Genomic DNA, 16,081 nt, shown 5'->3' on the forward strand with positions numbered 1-16,081 from the left:
GCCTCCGCGCCTTGCCGCGAACGCCTTCAATAGCGCTTCGCTGCCCGCCTTGCGAGCCCTTGGGAGAACCCGGCTCAGCCGCGCGCGGAGTTCTTGCCGGTCAGGATGCGCTCCCAGGCGAGCGCGTCGGCAACGATCTGGTCGAGATCGTCGCGTTGCGGGGTCCAGCCGAGCTCGGCGCGGGCGAGATCCGAATTGGCAACCACCGCCGCGGCATCGCCAGGGCGACGGTCGCCCATCTTCACCTCGAAATCACGGCCAAAGGCACGGCGCACGCTGTCGATGACCTCCAGCACCGAATAGCCATGGCTGTAGCCGCAATTGGCGACAAGGCTTTGTCCCCCGGCACGCAGCCGCTGCAGGGCCAGGCGATGCGCCGCCGCCAGGTCGCTGACATGGATGTAGTCGCGCATGCAGGTGCCGTCCGGCGTCGGATAATCGGTGCCGAACACCTGCATGAACGACCGCTTGCCGAGTGCCGTCTCGCATGCGACCTTGATCAGATGGGTTGCGCCCGGTGTCGACTGGCCGGTGCGGCCCTTCGGGTCGGCGCCGGCGACGTTGAAGTAGCGCAACGCGGTATAGCGCAGGCCATGCGCGATCGATGCGTCGCGCAGCATCCACTCACTCATCAGCTTGGACAGGCCATAGGGCGATTCCGGCGCCAGGCGGGCGTCCTCGCGCACCGGCTCCAGCCCGGCGCCGCCATAGACGGCGGCGGTCGAGGAAAAGATGAAATTGGGCACGCCTTCGCGCACCGCGGTTTCGATCAGCGTGCGCGTCTTCGAGGTGTTGTTCTCATAATAGCCGAGCGGGTCGGCGACCGATTCCGGAACCACGATCGAGCCGGCGAAATGAATGATCGCGTCGACCTTGTTCTCCCTGATGACCGCGCCGACCAATTCCTTGTCGGCGACATCGCCGACGACCAGCTTGGCCTCCGGCGCCACCGCCCATTCGAAACCGGTGGAAAGACGGTCGAGAACGACCACGCTTTCGCCGGCATCCAGCAGCTCCCAGACCATATGGCTGCCGATGTAACCGGCGCCGCCTGTCACCAAAACTGTCATCCGCGTCCTCGCTTATCCAAGATTTATCGGAAACTGTCTCAACCCCGCTCTACTGGAAAGCCCGCCGCATGGCCATTGGACCCCTGGTAACCGGCATTGCCGGCCAGTGGCATTGTCCTGAAACAAAGTTCATCCACATCAAGGGAATAGGCCACGATCCGCGGTCGTTAGGAACAGGTCCGGGGCGTGGCATTTTGACCAAAAAGGCCAGGTGGACGACCAACAGGCCAATGATTATGATCCCGCGCAAAAATTGGGAAGTCGACATGAACTATCAGCGGTTCTTCGAGGAAGCGATCGACCAGCTCCATGCCGAGCGTCGCTACCGCGTTTTCGCCGACCTCGAGCGGATCGCGGGCAAGTTCCCGCGCGCCATCTGGCGTTCCAATGGCCGCGCCGAGGAAATCACCGTCTGGTGCTCCAACGACTATCTCGGCATGGGCCAGCATCCCGACGTCATCGCCGCGTTCCAGAATACCGCTGGCAAGATGGGTTCGGGCGCCGGCGGCACCCGCAACATTTCCGGCACCTCGAACCCGCTGGTAGAGCTCGAGGTGGAGCTTGCCGACCTGCACGACAAGGAAGCGGCACTGGTCTTCACCTCCGGTTTCGTCTCCAACGAAGCCTCGATCTCGACCATCGCGAAGCTTTTGCCCAACTGCCTGATCATCTCGGACGAATTGAACCACGCCTCGATGATCGAAGGCGTGCGGCGTTCCGGCGCCGAAAAGAAGATCTTCCGCCACAATGACGTGGCGCATCTGGAAAGCCTTTTGCAGGCGGCGGGGCGCGAACGCGCCAAGCTGATCGTCTTCGAAAGCGTCTATTCGATGGATGGGGACATCGCGCCGATCAAAGAGATCGTCGAACTCGCCGAGCGCTACAACGCCATGACCTATATCGACGAGGTCCATGCCGTCGGTATGTACGGGCCGCGCGGCGGCGGCATCACCGAGCGCGAAGGCCTGGCCGACCGCATCGACATCATCGAAGGCACGCTGGCCAAGGCATTCGGCACGCTGGGCGGCTACATCACCGGCACCAGCGCTGTGATCGACGCCGTGCGCTCCTATGCGCCGGGCTTCATCTTCACCACGGCACTGCCGCCGGCGATCGCTGCCGCCGCGACCGCGTCGATCCGCCATCTCAAGCGCTCGCAGGCCGAGCGTGACGCCCAGCAGCAGCAGGCCGCGAGAACCAAACACATCCTGTCGGCCGCCGGCCTGCCGGTGATGGATTCGCCGACGCACATCGTGCCGCTGCTGGTCGGCGATCCCGAGGCCTGCAAGATGGCCAGCGACCGCCTGCTCGGCGTGCACGGCATCTACATCCAGCCGATCAACTACCCGACCGTGCCGCGCGGCACCGAGCGGCTGCGCATCACGCCAACGCCGTTCCATTCCGATGCGCTGATCGCCGAATTGCAGGATGCGCTGGTCGAGACCTGGGATGCGCTCGGCATCCCCTATGGTTCGGCAGGTCGGCCTTCGGTGGCCAAGAGCGACCGCATCATTCCCCTGCTGGTGCCCAAGTCAGGCGGCTGATGCCGTTTGGAACTCTACTCCGGCCGCCATCTGGCTCGCCGGAGCGATTTCAATTCGGGCTTCGTCAGCGGCTCAGGCGTTCTTCATCCACTTCGCCAGCCGGTGCGCCGCTTCCTCGATCTGGTCGAGACGGCGGTGGAAGCACAGCCGCAAAAACGCCTCGCCGCCGGGGCCGAAAGCGGTGCCTGGCGCCAGGCCGACATTGGCCTTGTCAACGATGTCGAAGGCAGCAGTGCGTGAATCGGTGATGCCATCGACTGTGAAAAACAGATAGAACGCGCCCTGCGGCACCGTAAACCCAGCGCGGCCGGTGGCGCCGAGGATGCCGCAGACAAGGTCGCGCGCCTTGCGCGCCCGCTCCACCTGTTCGGCGACGAAGGCGTCGCCCTCGTCAAGGGCGGCGACCGCACCGCGCTGCATGAACTGGGCGACGCCGGAGCTCGAATACTGGATCAGGTTCTCGAACACCTGCTGCAAGCTCGGATGCGTCTTGATCCAGCCGACGCGCCAGCCGGTCATCGCCCAGTTCTTGGAAAAGGAGTTGACGTACAGGATACGGTCTTCCGCCGACGCTATGTCGAGGAAGGACGGCGCGCGGCCGTGGCCATAGTGGAACAGTGAATAGATCTCGTCGGCGATGATCCAGAGGTTCTTCGCGCGCGCCAGAGCGAGGATCGCCTGCAAGGTCTCGTGATCGGCGGTCCAGCCGGTGGGATTCGACGGCGTGTTGATGAACAGCGCCTTTGTGCGCGGCGTGATCGAAGCGGCGATCTTCTCGACGTCGCAGGACCAGCCATTGCCGGAATGATCGAGCGTGACCGCGACTGGAACGGCTCCCGCTATCCCTGCTGCGGCATCGAAATTCGGCCAGGCCGGCGACAGGTAGACCACCTCGTCGCCGGCGCCGGCGAGCGCGTCGAGCGCCAGCTGGATGGCATGCATGCCGGAGCCGGTGACGATGAATTCTTCCTCCGGGAAATTCTTGCCGAAATGCCTGGCATAGTAACGGGAGAGTGCCTGCCTGAGATCGGGGATGCCCCTTTGCCAGGTGTAGAATGTCTCGCCGCCGGCCAGCGCCTTCGACGCGGCATCGGTGATGAAGGCTGGCGTCGGCAGGTCGCCTTCGCCGGCCCAGAGCGGAATCATGCCTTCGCGCAGGCGGCCGTAATTGACGACGGCGACAATGCCACTTTCGGGTGCCGCACGGGCCTCGGTGCGCAAGCTGTCGATCAGGGTCATGGGCGGATCCGTTTTTGGTCTGCGGTTTTCGTCAGCGGTCCTTACCAGATGCGAAAACAGAAAACCCCGGCCGCCAACGACCGGGGTTTTGGTCCAGCAAATGCTGCCCGTGGTCAGCGCCTGGCGAGCAGATCGCGAATTTCGGTGAGCAGCGCGACGTCGGCGGGCGGCGGAGCGGCCGGTGCAGCGGGCTTCTCGCGCTCAAGCCGCTTGCGCATGTTGTTCACCGCCTTGACCATCAGGAAAATGATGAAAGCGAGGATGAGGAAGTTCAACGCGACAGTGATGAAGCTGCCGTAGGCAAAGACCGCGCCTTGCTTCTTGGCGTCGGCCAGCGAGGTTGCGTTGACGGCCGAGGAGAGGCCAAGGAAATAATTGTTGAAGTCCAAGCCGCCGAAAATCGCGCCGACGATCGGCATGATGATATCGTTAACAAGGGAATCGACGATCTTGCCGAAGGCCGCGCCGATGATGACGCCGACCGCAAGGTCCATCACATTGCCCTTGGAAATAAATTCCTGGAATTCTTTCAGCATTCGACCCTCCTTGTCGTGACTGGCCGAGCTGCCGTTTCCGTCCTTGCGGCATCGACCTGAGGCAACATAACAAAAACCTCCTGACGCAACATGGGTAAAAGGGAGAAAATAACCGCTTTCTCCTTACCTTACGGCACTTTGGGCGGCAGCTCTGCCGAATTTGACGCGTTGCGTACAAGGGCGTGAAATTTCATATCCCCGCGATGCAAATCGACACAGATGCCGCCGAATCACTGCAAAACGACCACGCTGGACCAGATTGCCGCCGAGCACGGCATGGGCCCCTGGTTGTTGACGCGAGCGATCAATCGCTCTTTGCAAGGTTTCCCGCATTTACGGCACGGCAAAGCCAGCATTGAATTTCTGGAAATTATAGGCGTTTTCGCCTATAATGTTCTCATGAACATGCTCGAAACCATCAGCATTGATGTTTGTCCGTGGGCGGCTCCAACAAAGGAGCAGCGCGCTTGGTTTGACGCGCTTTCGCCCGGCGAGAAGCGGAAAGCGATTCAGGCGGCGATCAACGAAGGTTTTGAGAGCCCGGTCAGCGAAAAGTCGATCGACGACATTATTCGGGAAGCGCGTGCCGAACTCCCGCATGCGCCATAGGATAACGCATCGTGCCGAACGCGATCTGAAAGACATTTACCGACACACCTTCGAAAACTTCGGCCACACTCAGGCCGAAAAGTACCTGCGCGAACTCGACGCGGTGTTTGAGTTGCTCGGCGACTATCCGAGTATGGGCCGGCTCTATGAAGGCAGGACCCATCAGTTCGTCCACGGCAAGCACATCATCCTCTATCGCATGGGTTTGGAGGAGGTCGTCATTGGCCGTATTTTCCACGGCGCTCAGCGGCGATCTTCACCATAACGACACCGACGCGCCGCCCTGATAGCCGTCCTGCACAGCTCTGCAATGGACTCGGACGCCAAGCTGTGGTTGCGTCCGGGCAAGCCGGATAGAAAGACGGCAGAGGAGGAAAGTCCAAGCGTGCAGGGCTTGTTCATCGTCATCATCGCGGTCGCCTATGTGACGCTGCTGTTTGCCATCGCCAGCCTCGGCGACCGCCGCTCGGCCATCTCCGAGCCGAGCCGGGGGCGGCCTTTCATCTATGCGCTCAGCCTCGCGATCTACTGCACATCCTGGACTTTCTTCGGCTCGGTCGGTCTCTCTTCCGAACGCGGCCTCGAATTCCTCGGCATCTATACGGGCCCGGTGCTCGTCTTCGTCTTCGGCTTCCCGCTGCTCAACCGTATCGTGCGGCTGGCCAAGACCGAGAAGATCACCTCGATCGCTGATTTCCTCGGCGCACGCAGTTTCACCGTCGCGGCGATCGCCACGCTGATCGCCACCATCGGCGCGGTGCCCTATATCGCGCTGCAGTTGAAGGCGATATCCGGTTCGGTCAGCCTGATGGTCGAGCACTATACGGGATCGCCGCCTTCGTTCGATCCCTTCGTCAGCGACATCTCGCTGGTCGTCGCCATGCTGTTGGCGCTGTTCGCGGTGCTGTTTGGAACCCGTCACGCCGACGCCACCGAACACCAGGACGGGCTGGTGCTGGCGGTGGCGGTCGAAACCGTGGTCAAGCTCGCCGCCTTCCTGGCGATCGGCCTGATGGTCACCTTCCTGATCTTCGGCGGCCCAGGCGACATGTTCGACAAGCTCGCCGAGAACGCGCAGGTCCGGCAGGCGATGAGCTACAACACCTCGCTCGCCACCTGGCTGGTGCTGACGTGCCTCAGCGGCTTTGCCATCATCATGCTGCCGCGGCAGTTCTACGTCACCATCGTCGAAAACCGCGGCGAGGCCGAACTGCGCACCGCGACATGGGTGTTCCCGCTCTACCTCGTGGCGATCAACCTGTTCGTGCTGCCGATCGCCTTCGCCGGCCTGTCGCTGGTCGGCACCGGAACCAGCAGCGATCTCTATGTGCTGTCGCTGCCCCTGTTCAGCGGCCATGATGTGCTGGCGATGGCGGCTTTCATCGGCGGCCTGTCGGCGGCGACGGCGATGGTGATCGTCGAAAGCGTGGCGCTGTCGATCATGATCTCCAACGATCTCGTCATTCCGCTGTTCGTGCGCCGCCTGCTCAAGACCTCGACCTCCGAGACCGAGGATTGGTCGACGCTGATCCTCAATGTGCGGCGCGGGGCGATCTTCATCCTGTTGTTCATAGCCTTCCTCTACTACCGCGAGAGCACCAACAGCGCGCGCCTGTCGTCGATCGGCCTGATGTCGTTCGCGGCCATCGCCCAGTTCGCCCCCGCCCTGATCGGCGGGCTGATCTGGCGCGGCGCCAACGGCCGGGGTGCGGCACTCGGCATGGTCGCCGGCATCCTCGTCTGGGGCTACACGCTGCTCCTGCCGTCGCTTGCCGCGGCCGATACCGGCATCATCGTGCACGGGCTGTTCGGCTTCGAGGCGCTGCGGCCGCAGGCCCTGTTCGGCACCGTCGCCGAACCGCTGAACCACGGCGTGCTGTGGAGCCTGTCGGTCAACGCGGTGTTCTTTGTGCTCGGCTCGCTGTCGCGCGCGTCGGTGCCGCTGGAACGCATCCAGGCGTCGATCTTCGTGCCGCGCGATGCCGGCCCGATGCCCAGCCTGCGCCGTTTCCGCACCGCCATCACCGTCAACGACCTGAAGGACACGATCGGGCGCTATCTCGGCGTCGAGCGCACCGAGCGCTCTTTCCAGTCGTTCGAAAAGACCAACGGAACCTCGCTGCACGGCAACGAACAGGCGAGCATGGACGTCATCCGCTTTTCCGAGCAGCTGCTGGCCAGCGCCGTCGGCTCCTCCTCGGCACGGCTGATCCTGTCGCTGCTGTTTCGGCGCCACGACCGCGAATCCCGAGATGCCTTCCGCTTGCTTGACGACGCCACCGAGGCGCTGCAGCACAACCGCGACCTCTTGCAGATCGCGCTCGACCAGATGGAACAGGGCATCACCGTCTTCGATCGCGATTTCCGCCTGATCTGCTGGAACCGCCAGTACCGGGCGCTGTTCGACCTGCCCGACGAGATGGGCCAGGTCGGCGTCTCGCTCGACCGCATCCTGCGCCATCTCGCCGAGCGCGGCGACATCCCTGCCGATCAGCGTGTGGCCATGCTCAACCGGCTGACCAGCTTCGTCAGTCCGTGGCAGATGGAGCTGAAAACCTCGGGCCGCATCCTGGAACTGCGTTCCAACCCGATGCCGGACGGCGGCATCGTCGCCACCTATGCCGACATTTCCGGGCGCGTCGAGCAGGACCTGGCACTGAAGCGTGCCAATGAATCGCTGGAGCAGCGCGTCAAGACGCGCACCATCGAGCTGACCCGGGTCAATGAGGAACTGGCGCAGGCACAGATGCTGGCCGAGGAGGCCAATCTCGGCAAGACGCGCTTCCTCGCCGCCGCCGGCCACGACATCCTGCAGCCGCTGAACGCCGCCCGGCTCTATTGCTCCTCGCTGATCGAGAAGGCCGGCAAGGGACCTGCCGGCAAGGCGGCCGTGAACATCGAATCCTCGCTGGAATCGGTCGAGACGATTCTCGGCGCCGTGCTCGACATCTCCCGCCTCGATGCCGGCGCGATGAAGCCGGATGACACCGCCTTCAACCTCGACGGATTGCTGCGCCAGATCGGCAACGACTTCCGCCCGCTCGCCGCCGAAAAGAAGCTCGAGCTGACCATCATGCCGTCATCGCTGACGGTGACGACGGACCGCAATTTGCTGCGCCGCCTGATCCAGAATCTCGTCTCCAACGCCATCAAATACACGCGCCGCGGCCGCGTGCTGGTTGGCGTCAGGCGGCGCGGCGATTTGGCCGAGATCCAGGTGATCGACACCGGCATCGGCATCGCCGGCGACAAGCTGAACACCGTCTTTCGCGAATTCACCCGGCTCGACGAGGGCGCGCGCGAGGCCGAGGGCCTCGGTCTCGGCCTCTCCATCGTCGACCGCATCGCCCGGGTGTTGCGCCTGGAGATCCGCATCTTTTCCAGTCCGGGCAAGGGCACGCGATTCTCCGTTATCCTGCCCGTCGCGGCCGTGCAGGCACGACGCGAGATCGAAGCCAGGGCTCCCGCCCGCGCGACGGCCTCGCTGGCCGGTCTGCACGTGCTGTGCATCGACAACGACGCCCGCATCCTCGAAGGCATGCGGCTCCTGCTCGAAGGCTGGGGTTGCAACGTCGACACCGCGTCCGGTTCAAAGGATCTGGAGACCGCGAAGATACACCGCCCGGACATCGTCCTTGCCGACTACCATCTCGACGGCGAAACCGGTCTCGAACTCGTCGTCAGGCTGCGTGCGATCCATGGCGACACCCTGCCGGCCGTGCTGGTCACCGCCGACCGCTCCAACGAGGTGCGCACGGCCGCCGGCGGGCTCGAGATTGCGGTGATCAACAAACCGCTCAAACCAGCGGTACTGCGCTCGATGATGGCCAGGGTCAGGCCGCTGGCGCCGGCGGCGGAATAGCGGTCTAACCCGCCGGCTGCAGCGGGTCGCTGCCGATCTTGGACAGCAGGATCACCGCCTGGGTGCGGCTGTCGACGCCGAGCTTCTGCAGGATGGCGGAGACATGCGCCTTGATGGTGGCCTCGGAGACGCCGAGTTCATAGGCGATCTGCTTGTTGAGCAGGCCTTCGGCCAGCATGCCGAGCACCCGGGTCTGCTGCGGCGTCAACGCCTGCAGCCGCTTGATCAGGTCGGATATTTCAGGGTCGCGCTCGGTGCCGAGATCGACGCCGACGGGTGCTGCAATATCGCCGGCAAGCACCGATTGCACGGCGCTGCGGATCTCTTCCATGCTGGCCGATTTGGAGATGAAGCCGGAAGCGCCGAGGTCGAGCGCCCGCCTGATGGTCGCCGGATCGTCATGCGCCGACACCACGACCAGCGGCACCGCCGGATGGATGCCACGCAGCGAGATCAGGCCGGAGAGGCCGCTGGCGCCCGGCATCGACAGGTCGAGCAGCACCAGGTCGATGTCCTCGTTGGCCACGACCAGCGCCTTGGCGCTCTCGAAATCGCCGGCTTCATGGATGGCGGCGACATTGCCGATGCCGGCGAGCGCTTCGCGCAGCGCACCGCGAAACAGCGGGTGATCGTCGGCGATGACGAAAGAATAGCCTGCCGGCAAATGTCCCTCCCCGAATCCCCGATGATTTTTGGCTTTTCGGGTTCAACTGGACGATTATGAGCGGCTGCGCGCTGTTTTCAAGCGGCAAAGCCAGTGCGCCGCCTCCCGTGGTTGAAACGCTCAGGTCTTCTGCGAATTGGGCTGGGCGCCGTTGTCCTTGTCCATATCCCTGACGATGCCCATGAAGCCGCGCAGGAAGCGCTCCATGTAGCCCATCGTCTTGTTGAAATCCTCTTCGCTCGGCAGTTTCGATTCGAGGCGGGCGGAGAGCGAATTCTCGAGCTTGGTGACGCGCTCGTCCATCGCCTTCATCGAGGTCTGCAAGCGGTCGACCTCGTCCTGGAAAGCGGCGCGTTCGTCGGCCGCCATCTTGCAGACGAGCTGGCCGGAGCGTTCGTCGCAGATCGACATGGCGCCGGTCTGGGTGTCCATGCGGATATAGCCGGTGGCCGACTTTTCCAGCCGGTAGCGGTCGGTTTCTTCCGAATAAGCTGAAGCCGCGACCAGCGAAACGAGCGCAGCGGGGATCAAGATGTGCTGCAGACGCATGTTGTCCTCCATGGCAAAGGCCTCAGATATCGCATGTTTGCGCCGGAAATGGGGAAGACCCTTGGCGTGGCCTTTCCCGAATGGCTGGTTCGGAATCTTTTGAAGCAATTCCCAAGGGAAAGCGCTATGCGCTTTTCCCGGGAAAACCGTTTCACACTTTTCCTGGAACTGCTCTATAGCGCAACCATGTCTCAGATTATCTACAAGATAACCCCGCAGGCGCTTTGGCGCGAGGCCGAAACGCATGGCCGCTTCACCGGCGCGCCGATTGATGTCGCAGACGGCTTCATCCACTTCTCCACGGCGGCGCAGGTCAAGGAAACGGCGGCAAAGCACTTTGCCGGCCAGACCGACCTTCTGCTGGTCGCCATCGACGGCGCCAGCCTGGGTGCTGCGCTGAGATACGAGGTCTCGCGCGGTGGTGCGCTGTTTCCGCATCTTTATGGTCCGCTCGGCCTCAAGGCTGTGCTGTGGGTCCGGCCACTGCCGCTTGGCTCCGATGGTGTGCACCAGTTCCCGGCACTGGAGGGGCAATGAGCGTGCTCGACCGGCTCGGCCAGAAGCTGCTGTTCGCCTTCGATCCGGAAACCGCGCATGGCCTGTCGATCGCGGCCTTGCGATGCGGCGTTCCGGTTGGTGCACCAGCGATCCGCGACCACAGGCTGACGGTCAGCATCTGCGGCCTCGATTTCCCCAATCCGCTCGGCATGGCGGCCGGCTATGACAAGAACGCCGAAGTGCCCGACGCGCTGCTTGGCCTGGGCTTCGGCTTTGCCGAGGTCGGCACGATCACGCCGCTGGCGCAGGCCGGCAATCCGAAGCCGCGCATTTTCCGGCTGACGGCCGACGATGCGGTGATCAACCGATTGGGCTTCAACAATGAAGGCCATGCGGCGGCCGAAAAGCGCCTTGCCGCGCGCAAGGGGCGTGGCGGCATCGTCGGCGTCAACATCGGCGCCAACAAGGACAGCAGCGACCGCATCGGCGACTATGAGCGCGGCGCCGCCCGGTTTGCGCAATACGCCAGCTATCTGACCGTCAACATCTCCTCGCCCAACACGCCGGGCCTGCGCAACATGCAGGCCCGTGAGCAGCTTGGCGAGCTCTTGTCGCGGGTCATGGCCGCGCGCGCCGCGGCAACCGCCCGGCCGCCGGTGTTCCTGAAGATCGCGCCGGATCTGGTCGAGGCAGAACTGGCGGACATCGCCGCCGAAGTCACGGAAAAGCGGGTGGACGGCGTCATCGTCTCCAACACCACCATCTCCCGGCCGCCACTGCGCAGCGGCGACACCGCGCGCGAGAGCGGGGGGCTCTCCGGCAAGCCGCTGTTCGAGCGTTCGACCATCGTGCTGGCGAAGATGCGCAAACTGCTCGGGCCGGAGCTTGCCATCGTCGGCGTCGGCGGCGTCGATTCCGCCGATACGGCGCTGGACAAGATCCGTGCGGGTGCCGATCTGGTGCAGCTCTACACCGGCATGATCTATGCCGGGCCTTCGCTGCCAAGCCGTATTCTTTCCGGAATGGCCCGTTTCGTCGAAAAAGAACGGCTGAGGTCGATTTGCGAGTTGCGCGACAGCCGCCTCGACTTCTGGGCGTCCAGGCAACTCTGAACTGCTCTCAGGAGCGCAGGTCGCGGCTGACGGCCCGCTCGCAGATGGTGCAACGAACTCGGGTCAAAGGGTTCCTTCGGAGCTTTCGCCGGGCGTTGGCTGACGGCGCATCAAACAAAAAACCCGCCAGTGCGGCGGGTCATTGGCGCAAATCAGCACCATGGGCAAAAATGTACCATAGCTGAGATCACCGAGTCAAGAAAAAATTCCTATCGCGAGAGCTGGCGTTCGGTGTCCTGAACGGCGCAGGGCCTTCCGGGGGCACGTCTAAAACGCCGTCCGTACCCTGAGCCGCAGGATCGTCAGCAGGCTGAAGCCTCGCACCAGCAGGAAGACGTGCAGCGCCGCCCACAGTCCATTGTTGCCGAAGGCGGGCGCAAGGGTCAGCAGCGCGGCCGCGAAAACCAGGAACGACAGCAGCATCATGTTGCGCATGTCGCGGGACCAGGTCGCACCGATGAAGACGCCATCCATCTGGAACGCCAGCACACCGCTCAGCGCCGTGAATGCCGCCCATGGCAGGTAGATGTCGGCCACCGAACGAACGTCCTCCGATGTCGTCACGAGGGCGACCAGATTGGCGCCACCAAACAGCATTACCAGCGTCGCGGCTCCCGCCAGCCCGAAACCCCAGAACAGCGTCAGCCGCACGGCCTGACGGAACGGTGCGGCGGCACGTGCGCCGACGGCACGGCCCGCCAGCTGTTCGGCGGCGGTGGCAAAGCCATCGAGGAAATAGCCGGCGACGAGGAAGAAATTCATCAGCACGGCGTTGGCGGCCAGCGTCACCGTGCCGAACTGCGCGCCCTGGCGGGTGAACAATGCAAAGGCGGCGAGCAGCGAGAACGAACGGATCATGATGTCGCGGTTGAGCGACAGCATGCGCAGGAAGGCGGTCATGTCGAGCAGGCGATGGCGCGGCAAGGGCGGGGCCGCGCGAAACCGGCGGATCACGATGGCCAGGCCGAGCAGCATGGCCAGGAACTCGCCGGTGACGGTCGCCCAGGCAACGCCGGCGACGCCCCAGCCAAGTTCCAGCCCAAGCAGGAAGCACAGCGCGATGTTGATGCCGTTCAGCACCAATTGCAGCACCAGTCCAAGCCCGCCCTCGCCGCGCCCCAGCACGTAGCCGAGGATGGCGTAGTTGATCAGCGAAAAGGGGGCTGCAAGCAGCCTGATCCTGATGTAGACGCCCATCGCCTCGCTGACGCGCGGTTCGGCGCCCATGAATTTTTGCCCGGCGATGGCGACCAGCGGCGCAAGGGCAGCGAGCACGATGCCGGCGATAACCGCGATCAGCACGGCTCGCCAGAACACCGCCTGTTCCTCCAGGGCATCGCCACGCCCAAATGCCTGTGCGACAAGGCCGGTGGTGCCCGAGCGCAGGAAATTGAAAGAGGTGAAGACGACGTCGAAGATCAGTGCGCCGGCAGCCAGGCCGCCGAGCAAGGCGGCATCGCCGAACTGGCCGACGACAGCCGTGTCGACGAGGCCGAGCATCGGCGTCGTCAGATAGGCTAGCGTCATCGGCACCGCGATGGCGAGCACGGAGCGGTTGGTGACGACAAATGATCCGGAGTGAAGCGGCGATCCCGAGAGGATCGGGGATCCGGCGTCGGCTGGGGTTGCGCCTTTGTCCAAGGATTGCTGCCTTGCTGATTGCGGCTTGATGGAACCGTCGATGTGCCCCATTTTCCGGCCACCGCGCAATCACCTATCCCTTGACGGCCAACCGAAATCCCGGTCTGGCGTGAGCCAGCCGGATACGAGTTCATGCCTCTGCAGATCGTCCATCATCCCGACTACGACGCCGGCTTCGCCGTCAACCATCGCTTTCCGATGAGCAAATATCCCCTGCTGATGGAGGCGCTGCGGACACGCGGCCTCGCCGGCCCCGACGCGCTCAGCACCGCCGAACCGGCGCCGGCTTCATGGCTGGAGCTTGCCCATGCGGCGGACTATGTCGACCAGGTCATCAACTGCCGCGTGCCCGAAAAGATCGAACGCGAGATCGGTTTTCCAATCGGACCCCGCGTCTCGCTGCGCGCGCAGCTTGCCACCGGCGGCACGGTGCTGGCGGCGCGGTTGGCCTTGCGCCACGGTATCGCCTGCAACACTGCCGGCGGCAGCCACCATGCGCGGCGCGCGCAAGGCGCGGGCTTCTGCACCTTCAACGATGTCGCCGTCGCCGCATTGGTGCTGCTGGCCGAAGGCGCGGCACGAAACATCCTGGTCGTCGATCTCGACGTGCACCAGGGCGACGGCACGGCGGATATTCTCGCCGATGACCCGCGCGTATTCACCTTTTCCATGCATGGCGACCGCAACTACCCAGTGCGCAAGATCGCCTCCGACCTCGATGTCGCGCTGCCCGACGGCACGGGTGACGCTGCCTATCTCGAGAGGCTCGCCGCCATCCTGCCGGAGCTGTCCGCACAGGCGCATTGGGACATCGTGTTCTACAATGCCGGCGTCGACGTCCATGCAGATGACCGGCTTGGCAGGCTGTCGCTGTCGGATGACGGCCTGCGCGCCCGTGACGACATGGTCATCAGCCATTTTCGCGCGCAGGGCGTTCCGGTCTGCGGCGTCATAGGCGGTGGCTATTCCACCGATGTGCCCGCCCTTGCCGCGCGCCATGCCATCCTGTTCGAGGTCGCCGCAGGCTGCGCCCGATAGTACGATCTTGTCCAAAAACCGGTGCCAGGGTTCGCTGACGCGGACCTGCGGTTCGGGATCATGCTCTACTTCCGGTAGTTGGCGAGCCTCAACAGGATGAACGCCGGCACGACGATAGCCGCGCCCAGCAGGATATAACCGAGGAAACGGTCGATGGCATGAAAGCCGAGATTCCACAGGTCCATGAAGAACTTCCGGATGCCGTAGAGCACATCCATCGGCGACCAGCCGAAGGCATTCATGACCAGGCCGACGAGGAAAGACACCACCAGCAGTTTCAGGATCACCTTGAGCGGCGAGTCGCCAAGAAAGCGCGTCAGTGCGGACAAGGCTCGTCTCCCGATTGAGGCACCCAGGCTCGAGGGCGTCGGCCAGACATACGCACTTGGCTTGTCCGCTTCAAGCCGGGAGTTTTGCGGGATGCCAACGGCCTGCACCGCGCGATTGCATGGCAGGCTTGTGCTGCCAAACGGACTAAACCCGCGCCAGACTGTTAAATTTGCGTAAACAACATCGCTTTAATTTATTGAAAACAAAGCGAAAAACGTTCATTTTTCGATTTCCCGCAATGTGCGCGCAATTTTCGCCTGCGAGACGGTCGGCGTCTTTCAGGCGATTGGCCGCGCGGGCGATCTGACCCCCTACCACAACTGGCGAAAGCCAGTCCCAGGACCGCGCAACCATCCCTGAAAGACACCAAATCGGAGCCCGACCGCCTCAACGGTCGAGTTCTTCGGGAAACCTGCGCATCGATTGCCGGATGCGCGCGCGTGTTGGAGTAATGCAGTGTTCTCTCAAGCAAAGATCATCCTGACGGCAAGTGCCCTTGCCATGTGCCTCCTGGGGCCGGCGATGGCCGCCGACCTTTCGCCCGCCTACAATGATCCCCCCGCGTTCCAGTGGAGCGGCGCCTATGTCGGCGTGCATGGCGGCACGGCGTTCACCGGGATGCCGAACCCGTTTGCCGGCAGGAACGGCCTCAGCGGCGGCGTTCAGGCGGGCTACAACCAGCAGATGGGTCCAGCGGTTCTCGGTGCCGAGATCGAGGGCTCCTATCTGGGTGGCGCCGAGCACGACGTCCGGGGCGGCAAGATCAAGGAAAAATGGCGCGGTGCCGCCAAGGCCAAGGCCGGCTTGAGCTTCGACCAGACGCTGCTGTTTGGAACCGGCGGCGTCGCCATGACCAAATTCGACAAGGGCGACAAGGTGAACGATATCGACGGATGGAAACTCGGCTATCTGGTCGGCGGCGGCATCGAGCAGGGTTTTGCCGGCGGCCTCTCGGCCAAGGTCGAATATGACTATGTGCGCACCCCAGGCGTCGAAACGACGTCCGCCCTGGGCAAATCCAAGGCGACGATCGGCAGCCATGAACTGAAGGCCGGCATCAACTACCGGTTCTAGGGCAGGCCATGGGTTCCGTCGAACCTGTTTTGTATTTTGCTCGAACGACCTTGCGCGGCGCCCGGATGCAACGGGGCCGCGCGATTGCTTTGCCTCCATCCGCACCGTCATCGACGCGTGTCGGCAGACCGCATTTGTGTGCCAGGTCCTGCGTAATGCCGATGCAATCTTCACGTCCTAAAGCGCGTCGCATCGAAACGGATCATGCGGCCCGCTTCAGGTTTTGTTTTGTGCATGTCGTTGTCCCAAAACCGGGACCGCTTTTGGGCGACATGCATTCGGTGCCGCGGATGACCTTGATGACGGGAATCGGAT

At 63.5% G+C, this 16,081-nt stretch carries 15 protein-coding genes; 8 read left to right on the plus strand and 7 right to left on the minus strand.

All coding sequences use genetic code 11. The annotated features are described in order from the left end of the window. Window positions 1-74 precede the first annotated feature (74 nt). Window positions 75-1,070, minus strand: coding sequence for a UDP-glucose 4-epimerase GalE (gene galE / locus M729_RS0112135; protein ID WP_027161705.1), 996 nt, complete (start codon window positions 1,068-1,070; stop codon window positions 75-77). A gap of 266 nt (window positions 1,071-1,336) precedes the next feature. Here galE and hemA point away from each other — a divergent pair, with 266 nt between their 5' ends. Continuing rightward, a complete protein-coding gene (gene hemA, locus M729_RS0112140; RefSeq protein WP_024503135.1) occupies window positions 1,337-2,614 on the plus strand; it encodes a 5-aminolevulinate synthase in 1,278 nt (425 codons plus the stop codon). A 72-nt stretch (window positions 2,615-2,686) separates the two neighbouring features. Here hemA and M729_RS0112145 read toward each other — a convergent pair whose 3' ends face one another. Together M729_RS0112145 and mscL are read right to left on the minus strand one after the other, a co-directional pair. Beyond that, complete coding sequence (locus tag M729_RS0112145) at window positions 2,687-3,853, minus strand: pyridoxal phosphate-dependent aminotransferase (protein WP_024503136.1); 1,167 nt, start codon at window positions 3,851-3,853, stop codon at window positions 2,687-2,689. A 113-nt stretch (window positions 3,854-3,966) separates the two neighbouring features. Then, window positions 3,967-4,389: a large conductance mechanosensitive channel protein MscL gene (gene mscL / locus M729_RS0112150; protein ID WP_013533610.1), complete on the minus strand. Its 423-nt coding sequence runs from the start codon at window positions 4,387-4,389 to the stop codon at window positions 3,967-3,969. Between the two features lie 219 nt (window positions 4,390-4,608). Between mscL and M729_RS0112155 the strand changes: the two genes are divergently transcribed. From M729_RS0112155 to M729_RS0112165, 3 genes are all read left to right on the plus strand, one after another. Further along, window positions 4,609-4,998, plus strand: a complete 390-nt coding sequence (locus M729_RS0112155) for a hypothetical protein (protein WP_027161706.1) — start codon at window positions 4,609-4,611, stop codon at window positions 4,996-4,998. After that, window positions 4,988-5,263: a type II toxin-antitoxin system RelE/ParE family toxin gene (locus M729_RS0112160; RefSeq protein ID WP_013533612.1), complete on the plus strand. Its 276-nt coding sequence runs from the start codon at window positions 4,988-4,990 to the stop codon at window positions 5,261-5,263. Before M729_RS0112155 ends, M729_RS0112160 begins: the two co-directional genes overlap by 11 nt. Window positions 5,264-5,383: 120 nt before the next feature. Further along, window positions 5,384-8,860: a PAS domain-containing hybrid sensor histidine kinase/response regulator gene (locus tag M729_RS0112165; protein WP_027161707.1), complete on the plus strand. Its 3,477-nt coding sequence runs from the start codon at window positions 5,384-5,386 to the stop codon at window positions 8,858-8,860. Window positions 8,861-8,864: 4 nt separating this feature from the next. Here the strand turns inward: M729_RS0112165 and M729_RS0112170 are convergent, their stop codons facing one another. Continuing rightward, window positions 8,865-9,524, minus strand: coding sequence for a response regulator transcription factor (locus tag M729_RS0112170; RefSeq protein ID WP_027161708.1), 660 nt, complete (start codon window positions 9,522-9,524; stop codon window positions 8,865-8,867). Window positions 9,525-9,644: 120 nt separating this feature from the next. Continuing rightward, entirely contained in the window at window positions 9,645-10,073 is a 429-nt protein-coding gene (locus M729_RS0112175; protein ID WP_013533615.1) for a hypothetical protein, read from the minus strand. A gap of 186 nt (window positions 10,074-10,259) precedes the next feature. Between M729_RS0112175 and M729_RS0112180 the strand changes: the two genes are divergently transcribed. Both M729_RS0112180 and M729_RS0112185 read left to right on the plus strand, forming a co-directional pair. Further along, window positions 10,260-10,610, plus strand: coding sequence for a DUF952 domain-containing protein (locus M729_RS0112180; RefSeq protein ID WP_024503140.1), 351 nt, complete (start codon window positions 10,260-10,262; stop codon window positions 10,608-10,610). Next, a complete protein-coding gene (locus M729_RS0112185) occupies window positions 10,607-11,683 on the plus strand; it encodes a quinone-dependent dihydroorotate dehydrogenase (protein ID WP_027161709.1) in 1,077 nt (358 codons plus the stop codon). Before M729_RS0112180 ends, M729_RS0112185 begins: the two co-directional genes overlap by 4 nt. A gap of 267 nt (window positions 11,684-11,950) precedes the next feature. On the opposite strand, the gene M729_RS0112190 is transcribed toward M729_RS0112185, so the two are convergent. Next, entirely contained in the window at window positions 11,951-13,285 is a 1,335-nt protein-coding gene (locus tag M729_RS0112190; RefSeq protein WP_027161710.1) for an MATE family efflux transporter, read from the minus strand. A gap of 171 nt (window positions 13,286-13,456) precedes the next feature. Between M729_RS0112190 and M729_RS0112195 the strand changes: the two genes are divergently transcribed. Next, on the plus strand, window positions 13,457-14,362 hold the full coding sequence (locus M729_RS0112195; protein WP_027161711.1) for a histone deacetylase: 906 nt from the start codon (window positions 13,457-13,459) through the stop codon (window positions 14,360-14,362). 65 nt (window positions 14,363-14,427) lie between these two features. Here M729_RS0112195 and M729_RS0112200 read toward each other — a convergent pair whose 3' ends face one another. Beyond that, the gene (locus M729_RS0112200) at window positions 14,428-14,691 is read right to left on the minus strand and encodes a DUF6460 domain-containing protein (protein WP_013533620.1); all 264 of its coding nucleotides are present in this window, start codon (window positions 14,689-14,691) and stop codon (window positions 14,428-14,430) included. 457 nt (window positions 14,692-15,148) lie between these two features. On the opposite strand from M729_RS0112200, the gene M729_RS0112205 reads away from it, so the two are divergent. Next, window positions 15,149-15,766, plus strand: coding sequence for an outer membrane protein (locus M729_RS0112205; protein WP_024503145.1), 618 nt, complete (start codon window positions 15,149-15,151; stop codon window positions 15,764-15,766). The last annotated feature ends 315 nt before the right edge of the window (window positions 15,767-16,081 follow it).

The sequence above is a fragment of the Mesorhizobium sp. WSM1293 genome (assembly GCF_000513875.1).
GTDB lineage: Bacteria > Pseudomonadota > Alphaproteobacteria > Rhizobiales > Rhizobiaceae > Mesorhizobium > Mesorhizobium ciceri.

Excerpts from the sequence above, each read along its gene's own strand:
- M729_RS0112155 (WP_027161706.1), top strand. The coding sequence starts at position 4,609 with ATGCCGCCGAATCACTGCAAAACGACCACGCTGGACCAGATTGCCGCC.
- M729_RS0112175 (WP_013533615.1), bottom strand. The coding sequence starts at position 10,073 with ATGCGTCTGCAGCACATCTTGATCCCCGCTGCGCTCGTTTCGCTGGTC.
- M729_RS0112180 (WP_024503140.1), top strand. The coding sequence starts at position 10,260 with ATGTCTCAGATTATCTACAAGATAACCCCGCAGGCGCTTTGGCGCGAG.
- galE (WP_027161705.1), bottom strand. The coding sequence starts at position 1,070 with ATGACAGTTTTGGTGACAGGCGGCGCCGGTTACATCGGCAGCCATATG.
- M729_RS0112195 (WP_027161711.1), top strand. The coding sequence starts at position 13,457 with ATGCCTCTGCAGATCGTCCATCATCCCGACTACGACGCCGGCTTCGCC.
- M729_RS0112160 (WP_013533612.1), top strand. The coding sequence starts at position 4,988 with ATGCGCCATAGGATAACGCATCGTGCCGAACGCGATCTGAAAGACATT.
- hemA (WP_024503135.1), top strand. The coding sequence starts at position 1,337 with ATGAACTATCAGCGGTTCTTCGAGGAAGCGATCGACCAGCTCCATGCC.
- mscL (WP_013533610.1), bottom strand. The coding sequence starts at position 4,389 with ATGCTGAAAGAATTCCAGGAATTTATTTCCAAGGGCAATGTGATGGAC.
- M729_RS0112185 (WP_027161709.1), top strand. The coding sequence starts at position 10,607 with ATGAGCGTGCTCGACCGGCTCGGCCAGAAGCTGCTGTTCGCCTTCGAT.
- M729_RS0112145 (WP_024503136.1), bottom strand. The coding sequence starts at position 3,853 with ATGACCCTGATCGACAGCTTGCGCACCGAGGCCCGTGCGGCACCCGAA.